The sequence below is a fragment of the Sanguibacter sp. Leaf3 genome, from assembly GCF_001425965.1.
GTDB lineage: Bacteria > Actinomycetota > Actinomycetes > Actinomycetales > Cellulomonadaceae > Sanguibacter > Sanguibacter inulinus.
Genome location: NZ_LMRH01000001.1, coordinates 1,597,676 through 1,611,202 on the forward strand (window position 1 = coordinate 1,597,676; position 13,527 = coordinate 1,611,202).

Sequence of the window (13,527 nt, forward strand, 5' to 3'; positions counted from 1 at the left end):
GCCGTCACTCCTCGGGGATGCCGAGGCGCTCGGCCAGCCGCTCGAAGGAGCGCAGACCCGTGAAGAGGCCGCAGGAGATGAGCTGGCCCAGCTGCGCGTCGCTCACACCGTGCTCGAGGTCCGTCGAGACCTCGGCGTACACGCCGATCTCGTCGTCCTCGGCCCTGACGTAGAGCTTGGGCCAGATGAGGTCGCGGTTGTACTCGTTGAGCAGGAGGGCGAACTCCGCCTCGCGGGCGACCGGGAAGGAGTGCTTCCACCGCCCGCGCACCTGCAGCACCTCCTGGGACTCGCCCATGAGGAAGAAGTAGAAGACGTTGTCGTCCCACTGGCCCCCGACGTCGCCGTCAGGGTCGATCCCGAAGTTCCAGCCCTGCTCGGTGAGGAAGGACTCGATGCGCGCCCGGGTGAGCGGTGCGTTGTCGCCGGAGGCGGCGAGTGCCGGAGCAGTCTCCGGCTTGTTGAAGAAGCCCATCGTGTCGTTCTCCTGGGGTGGTGTCGGTGCGTGCTGGTGCCACGGCGCCGTGCTCCTGGTGGTGCCAGGCGGTGCCGTCGGCCCCTCGGCGGGGCGGGCGCCGCTGTCGGCCCCGGGAGCGGGGTCGGGCGGTGCTGGCGAGGGTGCCGCGGTCGAGGACGCCGCGGCCGTCTGCTGATTCCCGTTCACCCTAGGTCCACACGGCGACAAGCACCAAGGGCTTCGGGCCCGGCCCGGCGAGCCTGTACCGTCTCGGTGTGCTGATCGTCGCAGTGGTAGGCCCCACGGCCACCGGAAAATCGGACCTCGCCCTCGATCTCGCCGAGGCTCTCCAAGGCGCGGGCGGGGACTTCTCCCCACCGGAGATCGTCAACGCCGACGCCTACCAGCTCTACCGCGGCATGGACGTAGGGACGGCGAAGGTGCCCGTCGACGAGCGCCGCGGCGTGGTCCACCACCAGCTCGACGTCCTTGACGTCCAGGACGACGCGTCCGTGGCCACGTACCAGACCCAGGCGCGCGCAGACCTCGCCGCGATCGAGTCCCGGGGCGCACGTCCCCTCGTCGTGGGAGGTTCGGGCCTCTACCTCCGAGCCCTCCTCGACGACATGCGCTTCCCGGGGACCGACCCGCAGGTCCGTGCTGCTCTCGAGGCACGTGCGGAGGCCGAGGGCACCCGCCGTCTCTACGACGAGCTCGCCGAGCGCGACCCCGCTGCCGCTGCGGCCGTCGAGCCCCGCAACACCCGCCGGATCGTCCGCGCTCTCGAGGTCATCGAGCTGACCGGGGCCCCGTACTCCGCGAACCTCCCACGCCAGGAGTACGTCAGGCCTGCCGTGCAGATCGGCCTCGACATCGACCGCGGTCTCCTCGACGACCGCGCGCAGGCACGCGTGGACGCCATGTGGGAGCGCGGCCTCGTCGACGAGGTCGTCGCGCTCGCGGACCGCGGCCTGGGCACTACGGCGTCGCGCGCCGTCGGCTACGCCGAGATCCTGCGCCACCTCGCGGGGGAGACCACGCTCGACCAGGCCAGGGCGGACATCGTCGCGAACACCCGACGGCTCGCCCGCAAGCAGATGGGGTGGTTCGGCCGCGACCCGCGCGTGCACTGGCTGCGGGCCGAGTCGCCCACCCTCGTCGAGGAGGCCCTCGCCGTCGTCGCGTCGGCCGACCGCGGGACACCGCCCCCGCCCGCGGACGGACCCGTGCGCCGTAGTCTGGGCTCATGACGCCAGGAACGATCCCCACGACGCCCCTGCCCTTCACCAAGGGCCACGGCACCGAGAACGACTTCGTGCTGCTCGACGACCGCGAGGCGCTCCTCGACCTCACGCCGGCGCTCGTGCGGGCGCTCGCAGACCGCCGCGCCGGGATCGGCGCAGACGGCGTCATCCGGGTGGTCCCCTCGTCGGCCCTGCCCGAGGGACAGGCTGTGCTCGCCCACGAGCCCGCAGCCCACTGGTTCATGGACTACCGCAACGCCGACGGGTCCGTCGCCCAGATGTGCGGGAACGGCGTCCGCGTCTTCGCCGCCTACCTCGAAGAGCTCGGCCTGGCGACCTTCGCCGACGGGCGCGACCTCGTCCTGGGCACGCGCGCCGGAGCTCGGCGGGTCCGCAAGGAAGACAGCGGCTGGTACGCGGTCGACATGGGCGTCTGGTCCTTCCCCGGGGGAGACTCCGCGGTCAGCGACGGCTTCGACGCCGAGGTGACCGTCGCCGGGCTCGAGCCTGCCGACGCCCAGGTCCCCAGACCCGCACTGAGCGTCGACCTCGGCAACCCGCACACCGTCGTCGCGCTCGCGAGCCTCGACGACCTCGAGCGCGCCGACCTCACGACAGCGCCCGACGTGCTCCCGCTGCCCGCCGATGGGACCAACGTCGAGCTCGTGGTCCCTCTCGGCGAGGAGACCAGCGTCGACGGCACCGTCGTCGGCAGGGTCCGCATGCGCGTCCACGAGCGCGGCGTGGGGGAGACCCGCTCGTGCGGGACCGGTGCCTGCGCGGCGGCGCTCGCGGTCCGCGCGTGGGCCGGACCGCAGGCACCCGACGTCTGGCTCGTCGACGTGCCCGGCGGGACCGTGCGGGTCACCCTGCTCGACGACGGGCACGTCGAGCTCGCCGGACCCGCGGTGCTCGTGGCCGAGGGCACGGTGCGCCGGGACTGACCGCCCGCGCAGCAGCGGGCCTCAGCCCGCGACGACCTCGATCACCCGGAAGCCCTTGGCCGACGCGAGCTTGGTCGCCACGGCCTCGAAGGGAGCGCCCTCGGGCGTCCGGACCTCCTCGGTCGTCCCGTCGTAGCGGTCGTTCATCCACCCCATGAGCGAGTCCGCGCCGAGGTTGCGCTGCACCACCAGGTAGGCGGACCCGCCGGGCACGAGGCGCGGCAGCCACCTGTCGAGCATCGAGTGCAGCATCTCCTTGCCGACCCGGATCGGCGGGTTGGACCAGATCTGGGCGAGACGGACGTCCGCCGGGACGTCGTCGGGCGTGCACGCCGTGATCCCGTCGAGGCCGAGCCGTGACGCGTTGCGGCGCGTGAGGTCGAGCGAGCGCTCGTTGACGTCGACGGCCCACACCCGCGCCTGCGGGTTCTGCATCGCCATGGTCAGCGCCACGGGCCCCCAGCCGCACCCGAGGTCGAGCACGTCGCCCGTCGGCGGGCCGGACACCGTGCGCAGGAGCACCTGGGTGCCGAGGTCCAGCCGGCCGGGCGAGAAGATGCCCCCTGCGGTCTCGACGTCCACGCTCGTGCCGTCGAGGACGACGGTGAGTGCCCGGCGCTCGGCAGAGGAGGCCGGCTCAGCGGTGAAGTAGTGGTCTTGGGTCTGATCGCTCACAACGCGTCATCGTAGGCCCAGCCGGGCCGCAGCAGTTCATCTGTGCGCAAAAAGTCTTCGGCGCAGGCGGCCCTCGTGGGAACCTAGAGGGACACGAACACCACCATCCACGAAGGACGTGCATGACGAACAGCCACGAACCGCGCCCCGAACCTGCTCAGGGTCCGTCGCCGACGACAGACCAGCACGTCGGCGTCGCGGCACCGTCGGCGCGGGACATCGCGAGCGACGTCGTCGCCCGTGTCCTCGCGCGGGCGGGGACGGCACGAGCAGACGGCGGGACCCAGCACTCCGCCCACGACGGCGACCAGCTCGACCTCGCCGAGCGGTCTGCGCTGCGACGTGTCGCGAACCTCTCGACCGAGCTCGAGGACGTCACCGAGGTCGAGTACCGCCAGCTGCGCCTCGAGAAGGTCGTCCTCGTCGGGCTCTGGGCCCGCGACGCGGCCGACGCCGAGGTCTCGCTCCGCGAGCTCGCGGCGCTCGCCGAGACCGCAGGGTCCCAGGTGCTCGACGGCCTCCTGCAGCGCCGCCAGACCCCCGACCCGGGGACCTACCTCGGCTCGGGCAAGGCCGCCGAGCTCGCGGCCGTCGTCGCCGGGACCGCCGCCGACACCGTGATCGTCGACGGCGACCTCGCCCCGTCCCAGCGTCGTGCGCTCGAGGACATCATCAAGGTCAAGGTCGTCGACCGGACAGCGCTGATCCTCGACATCTTCGCCCAGCACGCGAAGTCCCGAGAGGGCAAGGCCCAGGTCGAGCTCGCCCAGCTCGAGTACCTCCTCCCGCGCCTGCGAGGCTGGGGAGAGTCGATGTCCCGCCAGGCCGGTGGCCAGGTCGGTGGCGCCGGGGCAGGCATGGGCTCGCGCGGACCGGGTGAGACGAAGATCGAGCTCGACCGTCGTCGCATCCGCAACCGCATGGCCAAGCTGCGCCGGGAGATCGCCGCGATGGCGCCCTCCCGCGAGACCAAGCGGTCCTCGCGCAAGCGCAACGCGATCCCGTCGGTCGCGATCGCCGGCTACACCAACGCCGGCAAGTCGAGCCTGCTCAACGCCCTGACGGGTGCCGGTGTGCTCGTCGAGAACGCGCTCTTCGCGACCCTCGACCCGACGGTGCGACGCACCAAGACCCCTGACGGGCGGGTGTACACGCTCGCGGACACCGTCGGGTTTGTCAGGTCGCTGCCGCACCAGCTCGTCGAGGCCTTCAGGTCGACCCTCGAAGAGGTCGCCGACTCCGACCTCCTGCTGCACGTGGTCGACGCCTCGCACCCCGACCCCGAAGGTCAGATCGCTGCCGTGAGGCACGTGCTCGAGGGGATCCCCGGGGCGCTCGACGTCCCCGAGGTCATCGTGCTCAACAAGGCCGACCTCGCCGACCCCGACACCATCGCCCGGCTGCGCAGCCGGGAGCGCACGACCCTCGTGGTGTCTGCGCACACGGGGGAGGGCATCACCGAGCTGCTCGACTTCATCTCGGCGGCGCTCCCGCACCCCGGGGTGACGGTCGACCTGATCGTCCCGTACAGCCGGGGAGACCTCGTCAACCGCGTGCACCTCGAGGGTGAGATCGACCACCTCGAGCACGTCGGCGAGGGCACCCTGCTGCGTGGTCGGGTGGACGACGAGCTCGCAGCAGAGCTCGCCGCCGTGGCCGTCCGCTCCTGAGCACCCACGGTCCGGGGCCGGTCTCGATGAGGCCTTCCCCGGACCGTAGACTCCTCGGGTGAAGGACACCCCGCACGCCACGACCACAGGCTCGGCCGACGAGGTGCACACGCTGCTCGACCTCGCCGTCGGCGCACTCGGCGGCGGCCGCCGCGACGGGCAGCACGACATGGCCGAGGCCGTGTCGACCGCCATGACCTCGGGCGAGCACCTGCTGGTCCAGGCCGGGACCGGCACCGGCAAGTCGCTCGGCTATCTCGTGCCGGCCGTCCACCACGCCGTCAACGCCGGCGAGCGCGTGATCGTCTCGACCGCGACCCTCGCGCTCCAGCGCCAGATCATGTCCCGCGACCTCCCCCTGGTCGCCGAGGCTCTCGCGGACCACCTGCCCCGCCGTCCCACGCTCGCCCTGCTCAAGGGCTGGCACAACTACGCCTGCCTGCACAAGATCGACGGCGGCTACCCGGCCGACGACGCGGGCACGCTCTTCGACATGCCCCGCTCCGAGGGCCCTGCAGAGCCGCTCACCGGCGGCGAGGCCGTCCCGGCGGCGGAGGCCGCGAGCCTCGGGCAGCAGGTCGTCAGGCTCCGCGAGTGGGCACGGACGACCGACACCGGTGACCGGGACGACCTCGTCCCCGGCGTCCCGGACCGTGCGTGGCGCCAGGTCTCGGTGACCTCGCTCGAGTGCCTGGGCCAGCGCTGCCCGCTCATCGAGGAGTGCTTCCCGGAGCAGGCCAGGGCCCTGGCCCGCGAGGCCGACGTCGTGGTGACCAACCACGCGATGCTCGGCATCGCGGCGACGGGCTCGCCCAACGTCCTGCCCGAGCACTCGGTCGTCGTGGCCGACGAGGCGCACGAGCTGGCCGACAGGGTCACCGCCGCGGCGACAGTCGAGCTCTCGGTCGCCTCGATCGAGCACGCAGCGCGCCAGGCTCGCCGCCACGGCGGTGTGCTGACCACCGACCTGGACGCGGCCACCTCGGACTTCGGCTCTCTCGTCGCCGGGCTGCCCGCGGAGCGTTTCCCCGACGGGCTCCCCGAGGGGGCCCGTCTCGCGGTCGCGGGCGTCCGCGACGCCGCCCGCGGCGTGCTGAGCGAGCTCAAGCCCGAACCGCGGGCTGGGGGCGGTGAGGGCGGAGCCGACTCGGGCCTCAAGATGGCCCAGTCGAGCATGCTGCAGATCTTCGAGATCGCCGAGCGGATGACCGGTGAGGCCACGGGCTTCGACGTGCTCTGGTGCTCACGAGGTGCCGAGGGCGGCTTCGGTGCCGGGATGTCCAAGCTGCACGCCGCCCCGCTCGGGGTGTCCGGGCTGCTCCGGACGAACCTGTGGAGCGAGAAAGTCGGCGTGCTGACCTCCGCGACTCTCGCGCTCGGGGACTCCTTCGACCCCGTCGCCCGCTCGGTCGGCCTCGAGCGTGCGGCGACCGAGGCTGACGGCACGGAGTCGAGCGGGCCTGCGCCGCGGTGGCGCGGGCTCGACGTCGGCAGCCCCTTCGACTACCCGCGCCAGGGCATCCTCTACGTCGCGAAGAGCCTGCCGACCCCGGGGCAGCAGAGCACGACCGACGACCAGGTCGACGAGATGGCTGCGCTCATCACCGCGGCCGGCGGGCGGACGCTCGGGCTGTTCTCCTCGCGCCGGGCCGCGGAGCGCGCGGCCGAGCTGTTGCGGGAGCGCCTGGACGTGCCGATCCTCTGCCAGGGTGACGACCAGCTGCCCACCCTCGTCAAGCAGTTCGCTGCTGACGAGGCCACGTGCCTGTTCGGCACCCTCTCGCTCTGGCAGGGGGTCGACGTCCCGGGTCCGTCCTGCCGCCTGGTGATGATCGACCGGATCCCGTTCCCTCGGCCCGACGACCCCGTCAAGGCGGCACGCGCCCGCTACGTCGAGAGCCACGGCGGCAACGGGTTCATGCAGGTCGCGGCCACCCACGCGGCGCTCCTGCTCGCCCAGGGCGCGGGGCGGCTCGTGCGCACTGTCGAGGACAAGGGGGTGGTGGCGATCTTGGACCCCCGCCTAGTCACGGCTCGCTACGGGAAGTTCCTGGTCAGCTCGCTGCCCGACTTCTGGCGGACGACCGACCGACAGGTCGCCACTTCTGCGCTCGAGCGCCTCTCGGCTCTAGGCTGATCCCAGCGCGCCTCTCACCAGCGCCCGACTTCATGGAGGACCGATGAGCCAGCCTGAGACCCACCGAGCACCCGACGAGACGCCCCGCACGCGCAAGACCACGAAGGTGGCGGTCGTCGGAGCCGGCGCCGTCGGCTCGACGATGGCCTACGCCGCGCTCATGCGCGGCTCCGCCCGTCACATCGCCCTCTACGACATCAACCGGGCCAAGGTCGAGGCAGAGGCGCTCGACCTGTCCCACGGCATCCAGTTCATGCCGATGGCCGAGGTCGTGGGCTCTGACGACGTCGCGGTCTGCGCCGACGCCGACATCATCATGGTGACGGCCGGTGCCAAGCAGAAGCCTGGCCAGACCCGGCTCGACCTCGCCGAGGCGACCATCAGCCTGGTGTCGAAGATCCTCCCCGAGCTCCTCGCGGTCGCCCCCGACGCCACCTACGTCATGGTGACCAACCCCGTCGACATCGTCACCTACGCGGCGCTCAAGATCTCAGGCCTGCCCCCCACGCAGCTCTTCGGCTCGGGCACCGTGCTCGACTCGTCCCGCCTGCGGTTCCTCATCGCCCAGCACTGCGGGGTCGCCGTCCAGAACGTCCACGCGTACATGGCCGGCGAGCACGGGGACAGCGAGATCCCGCTGTGGAGCTCGGCCACCATCGGTGGGGTGCCCCTGCTCGAGTGGGACGCGATCGACGGCCGCGAGCCCCTCACTGCCCAGGTCCGCGACGAGATCGCCCACGAGGTCATCAACTCCGCCTACCGCATCATCGAGGGCAAGGGGGCGACCAACTACGCCGTCGCGCTCGCCGGGTCCAGGATCATCGAGGCCGTCCTCAACGACGAGCACCGCGTGCTGCCCGTCTCGACGCTGCTCGACGACTACTACGGCATCAGCGACATCTGCCTCTCGGTCCCCTCGATCGTCGGACGGCACGGCGTGACCGACAAGCTGCAGGTCCCGCTCTCCCCGGTCGAGATCCGTGGGCTCCAGCATTCGGCGACCTCCCTCAAGGAGGTCGCTCGCCGCTTCGGCGTCTGACCCGCACCCCCAGCACGCAGCAGAGCGCCGCACCCCTCGTGGGGTGCGGCGCTCTGCTGCGTGCTGGGGAGCTGGCTGGCCAGCCGGGCCACGGCCCGCGCGTCCCTGTCAGAGGCTGCGCAGGACCGTGACGATGCGGCCGAGGATGGTCGCCTCGTCGCCGAGGATGGGTGAGAACGCGTCGTTGTGAGGCATGAGCCACACGTGCCCGTCGATGCGCTTGAAGGTCTTCACGGTCGCCTCGCCGTCGATCATCGCGGCGACGATCTCACCGTTCTCCGCCACGGGCTGACGGCGCACCACGACCCAGTCGCCGTCGCAGATCGCGGCGTCGATCATCGACTCGCCGGAGACCTTGAGCAGGAACAGCTCGCCGTCTCCCACCAGCTGACGGGGGAGGGGGAAGACGTCTTCGACCATCTGCTCCGCGAGGATCGGACCACCCGCGGCGATGCGGCCGACGACAGGCACGTAGGACGGCGACGGGTGGTTGTCCTGGTCCTCGTCGGTCGACGCACGCACTGGCAGGGGGACCGAGCGCAGCGTGCGTCCGGTGGTGCGCCCGGTCAGCTCGGTCGTGCTGGAGTCGGCGGCGGGCCCCTGGGTGACGAGCTCCATCGCGCGCGGCCGGTTCGGGTCGCGACGCAGGTAGCCCTTGCGCTCGAGGGTGGTCAGCTGGTGCTTGACGCTCGACGGGCTGGTCAGCCCGACGGCCTCACCGATCTCGCGCATGCTCGGCGCGTAGCCGCGCGTCTCGACCGACGTGCGGATCGTGTCCAGCACGCCGCGCTGCCGCGGGGTCAGACCGTCCGCCGCGCCGATCACCGACACAGGGTCCGTGGCAGCAGCGCTCACGCCGTCGCCCTCGGTCGTGGTCGCTCCTGACGGCGTGCTGTCCTGCGTCTTCACGTCGGGCCTCCGGTCGGTGCTGCGTGCTGCGGTCTGGTCGTCCCTGCCCCGGGTGGTCGTCGTCGCGCCGGCGCTGAGGCGGAGCCAGCAGCAGCGGCAGCAATGTCGGTGGCCCGTGGTCGAGTGTCCTTGCTGGTGGTTCAACAGTAGGGCCCGGCCCCCACGACTTCAAACACCTGTTCGAGCGTGTCGCGCCAGACCCCTTGCAATATTCTCGATCCTTCGTACAGTTGTACGACGTACACATGTTCGAACGCGTCGCCCGGTCACCCCGACCGACGACGATCAGGAGAGGAGTCGACATGGCCCACACCGCACAGGTGCTGACACCCCGGCCAGAGCTGCGCCTGGTGCGAGACGGTGACGGGCGGCGCTCGTCCGCCGCGACGGCCTCTCGCGAGGGTTCGCTCCGCGACCTCCGCCTGACCCGGCGCGGGTGGTGGGTGCTGTCGGCTCTCGCTGTCGCGCTCGTCGCTGTCGGCATGTTCCTCGGCGACCGCGCCTTCGCGAGCGCCCCGGCCGAGCCCGTCGCCGTGGCTGACCATTTCGTGGCCCCGGGGGAGACGCTGTGGCAGATCGCCGGCGCCGTCGCGCTCCCTGGCGAAGACCGCCGCGACGTGGTCGACATGCTCGTCGAGCTCAACGGTCGGTCGACGGCCTCCCTCGAGGTGGGCGAGCGCATCCTGGTCCCGGCTCGGTGACCCGCGACATCGTCTCGACATGTGAGAAGGCAGCTGAGGAGAGTTGCTCGCCCTCTTAGGTCGCCCTAAGTTAGGACTACCTCATCAACCGGCTGGGGGCCGGGTTGTGAGGCGGGGTGCACGGGTGGTCATCACCAGGTACTCCGACAGCACGCCGGTGTCATGACGAGGCGAGTCGTCCAGGCACTGTGGGGACGGGGGCGTCCCGGACGGAGGTGGTCGACCACGACCACCTCCGTCTCTGTCTCCAGGCGCCGGCTGGTGGGGTATGTGCGCAGGTCTCGGAGACGCGCGTACCCTTGCGAGTGCCGCGGAGCCGTGGCATCCGAGCACGTCCAGATGGAGGCCACTGTGCACTGCCCGTTCTGCCGCCACGCGGACTCCCGGGTCGTCGACTCGCGAACCTCGGACGACGGCGCGTCGATCCGTCGCCGCCGGCAGTGCCCTGCGTGCTCTCGGCGCTTCACCACGCTCGAGACCGCGAGCCTCTCTGTCGTCAAGCGTTCTGGTGTCACAGAGCCGTTCAGCCGCGAGAAGGTCGTCAACGGGGTGCGCAAGGCGTGCCAGGGTCGACCCGTGAGCGAAGACGACCTCGCTCTGCTCGCCCAGCGTGTCGAGGAGAGCGTGCGGGCCACCGGCATCGCCGAGCTCGACGCCTACGAGATCGGTCTGACGATCCTCGGGCCGCTCCGTGAGCTCGACGAGGTCGCCTATCTGCGGTTCGCCTCCGTGTACCAGGCCTTCGACTCCCTCGAAGACTTCGAGGCGGCGATCAACCTGCTGCGTGCCGAGCACGAGCAGAACGACCGCGACGCAGCGTCCTCGCAGGACTGATCGTCGGTCGACCCGGTCTCACCTGCAGCGTGGCCTGAGGGCTGGACCGTTCAGAGCTCGCTCGAGCGGGACGCCCACAGGTTGAGCCCGCCCTCGACCGCAGCCGCGTCGATGGCGTCGAGCTCCTCGGCCGAGAACGGGGGTGCCTCGAGCGCTGCCAGGTTCTCGTCGAGCTGCGCGGTCGTGCGGGCGCCGACGAGGACCGCGCTCACCCGCTCGTCCCGCAGGCACCACGCGAGGGCCATCTGCGCGAGGGTCTGACCACGTCGCAGGGCGATGTCCCGCAGGCTGCGCACCGAGGCGAGGTTCTGCTCCGACAGGTACTGCCGCTGGAAGGACGTCCCCTTCGCGGCGCGCGAGTCTGCCGGCACGCCGTCCAGGTACCGGTCGGTCAGGAGTCCTTGGGCCAGGGGAGAGAAGGTCACGAGGCCCGTGCCCGCCGCGGCCGCGACCTCGACGAGCGAGCGACCTGAGTCGTCCGGGACCTCGATCCACCGGTTGAGGAGCGAGTACGACGGCTGGTGCACGGTGAGCCGCAGCCCGAGGGCGTCGGCGATCTCGAGCGCCTGGAGCGTCCGGGTCGCCGAGTACGAGGAGATGCCCGCGTAGAGGGCTCGGCCGGACCGCACGGCAGTGTCGAGCGCACCGATCGTCTCCTCGAGCGGGGTGCTCGGGTCGAACCTGTGGCTGTAGAAGATGTCGACCTCGTCGATGCCGAGCCTGCGCAGCGACTGGTCGAGCGAGGCGAGCAGATATCCGCGGGAGCCGCCCTCACCGCGTGGGCCGGGCCACTGCCTGTACCCGGCCTTGGTGCTGATGCTCAGCTCGTGCCGGTGCGCGGCGAGGTCGCGCCTCAGGATCCGGCCGAAGCCCGTCTCGGCCGACCCCGGTGGTGGGCCGTAGTTGTTCGCGAGGTCGAAGTGCACGACCCCTGAGTCGACGGCGTGCAGCACGAGGGACCGCTGGTCGTCGGCGGGTGCGGCGTCGCCGAAGTTCTGCCAGAGCCCCAGGCTCAGCGCGGAGACGCCGAGACCAGAGCGACCGACACGGCGGACGGGGAGGCTGTCGTGACGGTCGTCGGCGGGGGAGCGCATGACTGTACGGTACCGCTGCGATACTCGAGGCTGCCGTCCCTGTCTCTCGTGGCGACCACGTCGGCGAGAGAAATGCCTGGCGTCCTACGCCGGGCTGCGGGAGGGTTGGTCTGCATCGGCAGACATCGAGACGAGGAGGCCGGAGCAGATGACTCAGGACCGAGAAGTTCCCGAGACCGCGATCAGCGCGGACACGAAGGCGAAGTTCAAAGAGGCGCTCGACCGCAAGAACGCGGCTCGGCACCTGACCTCCGAGGGTGACACGAACACCGGCAGCGTCCACGGCTCCGAGCCGATCGGCAAGACGCAGCGCACCTTCCGCCGCAAGTCTGGGTGACCAGGCGTGCGCCCGGCAGCAGCCGGGCCTAGAGCAGACAGCGAGGGTGGTACGGGATCTTCCCGTACCACCCTCGCTGTCTGCTGTCTGCTGTCTGCTGTCTGCCGGATACTGGGCGGCGTCCGCCCCGCGGAGCGGCGACGCCACCGTGCTGAGCGGGCCCCCTGCGGGCGTCCCTCCGGGGGATGCGGCCCGGCCGGAGCGGCTCAGCCCTTGATGTCGGTGAGCACCCGCAGCTTGATCGTCTGGCCCATCGCCCGCAGCGCCTCGACGACAGCAGCCTCGACGCTCGAGCCGGCGTCGGTCACCACGTAGCCGACCTCACCGCGGGTCGCGAGCAGCTGACCCTCGATGTTGGTGCCGTGCTCGGCGAGCGTGCGGTTGACCTCGGCGAGGACGCCCGGTGTGTTGCGGTGCAGGTGAGCCACGCGAGCGACACCTGTCGAGCTCTCGAGAGCCAGGTTCGGCAGGTTGACGCTCAGGGTCGTCGAGCCCGAGCGGACGTAGTCGCGGATCTTGTTCGCCACGAAGACGCCGATCGCCTCCTGCGCCTCGAGCGTCGAACCACCGATGTGCGGGGTGAGGATGACGTTGGGCAGGCCACGGAGCTCAGACTCGAAGGCGTCGCCGCGCTTCTTCGGCTCTTCGGGGAACACGTCGATCGCCGCACCCGCGAGGTGGTGGGACAAGATCGCCTCGCGCAGGGCGTGGGTGTCCACCACGAAGCCACGCGAGAGGTTGAGGAAGATCGCACCGGGCTTCATCTGCGAGAACTGCTGGGCGCCGAAGAGACCCGCGTTGCCGCTGCGGCCGTCGACGTGGAGCGTGACGACGTCGGCGACGGCGAGCAGCTCGTCGAGAGACCCGAGGCGACGCGCGTTGCCGAGCGCCAGCTTCTCCGAGGTGTCGTAGAAGACGACGGACATGCCGAGGTTCTCGGCGAGCACCGACAGCTGGGTGCCGATGTTGCCGTAGCCGATGATGCCGAGCGTGCGCCCACGGACCTCGTGCGAGCCTTCGGCCGACTTGTCCCACACCCCGGCGTGGAGCGCTTTGTCGCGCTCCGTGAGGCGACGGGTGAGCGAGATGATCTCGGCGAGCGCGATCTCGACGACGGACCGGGTGTTCGAGAACGGCGCGTTGAAGACCGCGACCCCGTGGCTCGCAGCCGACCTGAGGTCGATCTGGTTGGTCCCGATGCAGAACGCACCGATCGTCAGGAGCTCCGGAGAGGCTGCGATCACCGCGTCGGTCACCTGCGTCTTGGAACGGATACCGAGGATGTGGACGCCCTCGAGGGCGTGGATCAGCTCGGACTCGTCCAGGGCGCCAGACCGGACCTCGACCTCGACGCCGTGGGCGGCCAAGATCTCGACGGTGAGCGGGTGGACATTTTCAAGGAGGAGGGCCTTCAGCACGCAGCCATCGTCCTCCCCCCGCGCGCTGCGACCAAAACGGTCTTGGCACGTGGACGGATGGCTCTGGC

The 13,527-nt window shown here is 71.1% G+C and carries 13 protein-coding genes; 8 read left to right on the forward strand and 5 right to left on the reverse strand.

The window, feature by feature from the left end; all coding sequences use genetic code 11:
* Positions 1 to 4 precede the first annotated feature (4 nt).
* Positions 5 to 664 carry a YbjN domain-containing protein gene (locus tag ASG53_RS06900; RefSeq protein WP_156382687.1) on the reverse strand — a complete coding sequence of 220 codons (660 nt, stop codon included), beginning with the start codon at positions 662 to 664 and terminating at the stop codon, positions 5 to 7.
* 68 nt (positions 665 to 732) lie between these two features.
* Between ASG53_RS06900 and miaA the strand changes: the two genes are divergently transcribed.
* Both miaA and dapF read left to right on the forward strand, forming a co-directional pair.
* Positions 733 to 1,707 carry a tRNA (adenosine(37)-N6)-dimethylallyltransferase MiaA gene (gene miaA / locus ASG53_RS06905; protein WP_056130135.1) on the forward strand — a complete coding sequence of 325 codons (975 nt, stop codon included), beginning with the start codon at positions 733 to 735 and terminating at the stop codon, positions 1,705 to 1,707.
* Positions 1,704 to 2,645 (forward strand): diaminopimelate epimerase, encoded by a 942-nt coding sequence (gene dapF, locus ASG53_RS06910; protein WP_056130137.1) that lies wholly within the window; start codon positions 1,704 to 1,706, stop codon positions 2,643 to 2,645. Before miaA ends, dapF begins: the two co-directional genes overlap by 4 nt.
* 21 nt (positions 2,646 to 2,666) lie before the next feature.
* On the opposite strand, the gene ASG53_RS06915 is transcribed toward dapF, so the two are convergent.
* Complete coding sequence (locus tag ASG53_RS06915) at positions 2,667 to 3,320, reverse strand: class I SAM-dependent methyltransferase (RefSeq protein WP_056130140.1); 654 nt, start codon at positions 3,318 to 3,320, stop codon at positions 2,667 to 2,669.
* A gap of 122 nt (positions 3,321 to 3,442) precedes the next feature.
* Here ASG53_RS06915 and hflX point away from each other — a divergent pair, with 122 nt between their 5' ends.
* The 3 genes from hflX to ASG53_RS06930 are packed head-to-tail and all read left to right on the forward strand — an operon-like array spanning position 3,443 to position 8,166.
* Positions 3,443 to 4,990 carry a GTPase HflX gene (hflX, locus tag ASG53_RS06920; RefSeq protein WP_056130142.1) on the forward strand — a complete coding sequence of 516 codons (1,548 nt, stop codon included), beginning with the start codon at positions 3,443 to 3,445 and terminating at the stop codon, positions 4,988 to 4,990.
* Between the two features lie 58 nt (positions 4,991 to 5,048).
* Entirely contained in the window at positions 5,049 to 7,127 is a 2,079-nt protein-coding gene (locus ASG53_RS06925) for an ATP-dependent DNA helicase (protein WP_056130145.1), read from the forward strand.
* A gap of 43 nt (positions 7,128 to 7,170) precedes the next feature.
* Positions 7,171 to 8,166 (forward strand): L-lactate dehydrogenase, encoded by a 996-nt coding sequence (locus ASG53_RS06930; protein WP_056130148.1) that lies wholly within the window; start codon positions 7,171 to 7,173, stop codon positions 8,164 to 8,166.
* A 108-nt stretch (positions 8,167 to 8,274) separates the two neighbouring features.
* Here ASG53_RS06930 and lexA read toward each other — a convergent pair whose 3' ends face one another.
* The gene (gene lexA / locus ASG53_RS06935; protein ID WP_082543840.1) at positions 8,275 to 9,075 is read right to left on the reverse strand and encodes a transcriptional repressor LexA; all 801 of its coding nucleotides are present in this window, start codon (positions 9,073 to 9,075) and stop codon (positions 8,275 to 8,277) included.
* A 302-nt stretch (positions 9,076 to 9,377) separates the two neighbouring features.
* Between lexA and ASG53_RS06940 the strand changes: the two genes are divergently transcribed.
* Positions 9,378 to 9,776 (forward strand): LysM peptidoglycan-binding domain-containing protein, encoded by a 399-nt coding sequence (locus ASG53_RS06940; protein ID WP_056130151.1) that lies wholly within the window; start codon positions 9,378 to 9,380, stop codon positions 9,774 to 9,776.
* A 351-nt stretch (positions 9,777 to 10,127) separates the two neighbouring features.
* On the forward strand, positions 10,128 to 10,610 hold the full coding sequence (nrdR, locus tag ASG53_RS06945; protein ID WP_056130896.1) for a transcriptional regulator NrdR: 483 nt from the start codon (positions 10,128 to 10,130) through the stop codon (positions 10,608 to 10,610).
* A 50-nt stretch (positions 10,611 to 10,660) separates the two neighbouring features.
* Here the strand turns inward: nrdR and ASG53_RS06950 are convergent, their stop codons facing one another.
* Positions 10,661 to 11,704: an aldo/keto reductase gene (locus tag ASG53_RS06950; protein WP_056130154.1), complete on the reverse strand. Its 1,044-nt coding sequence runs from the start codon at positions 11,702 to 11,704 to the stop codon at positions 10,661 to 10,663.
* A gap of 148 nt (positions 11,705 to 11,852) precedes the next feature.
* On the opposite strand from ASG53_RS06950, the gene ASG53_RS06955 reads away from it, so the two are divergent.
* A complete protein-coding gene (locus tag ASG53_RS06955; protein ID WP_056130160.1) occupies positions 11,853 to 12,041 on the forward strand; it encodes a DUF5302 domain-containing protein in 189 nt (62 codons plus the stop codon).
* 206 nt (positions 12,042 to 12,247) lie between these two features.
* Here ASG53_RS06955 and serA read toward each other — a convergent pair whose 3' ends face one another.
* The gene (gene serA / locus ASG53_RS06960) at positions 12,248 to 13,459 is read right to left on the reverse strand and encodes a phosphoglycerate dehydrogenase (protein WP_056130162.1); all 1,212 of its coding nucleotides are present in this window, start codon (positions 13,457 to 13,459) and stop codon (positions 12,248 to 12,250) included.
* Between the last annotated feature and the right edge of the window lie 68 nt (positions 13,460 to 13,527).

Coding starts and splice junctions, on each gene's coding strand:
- dapF (WP_056130137.1), top strand. CDS start 1,704: ATGACGCCAGGAACGATCCCCACGACGCCCCTGCCCTTCACCAAGGGC.
- hflX (WP_056130142.1), top strand. CDS start 3,443: ATGACGAACAGCCACGAACCGCGCCCCGAACCTGCTCAGGGTCCGTCG.
- ASG53_RS06930 (WP_056130148.1), top strand. CDS start 7,171: ATGAGCCAGCCTGAGACCCACCGAGCACCCGACGAGACGCCCCGCACG.
- ASG53_RS06940 (WP_056130151.1), top strand. CDS start 9,378: ATGGCCCACACCGCACAGGTGCTGACACCCCGGCCAGAGCTGCGCCTG.
- ASG53_RS06950 (WP_056130154.1), bottom strand. CDS start 11,704: ATGCGCTCCCCCGCCGACGACCGTCACGACAGCCTCCCCGTCCGCCGT.
- ASG53_RS06955 (WP_056130160.1), top strand. CDS start 11,853: ATGACTCAGGACCGAGAAGTTCCCGAGACCGCGATCAGCGCGGACACG.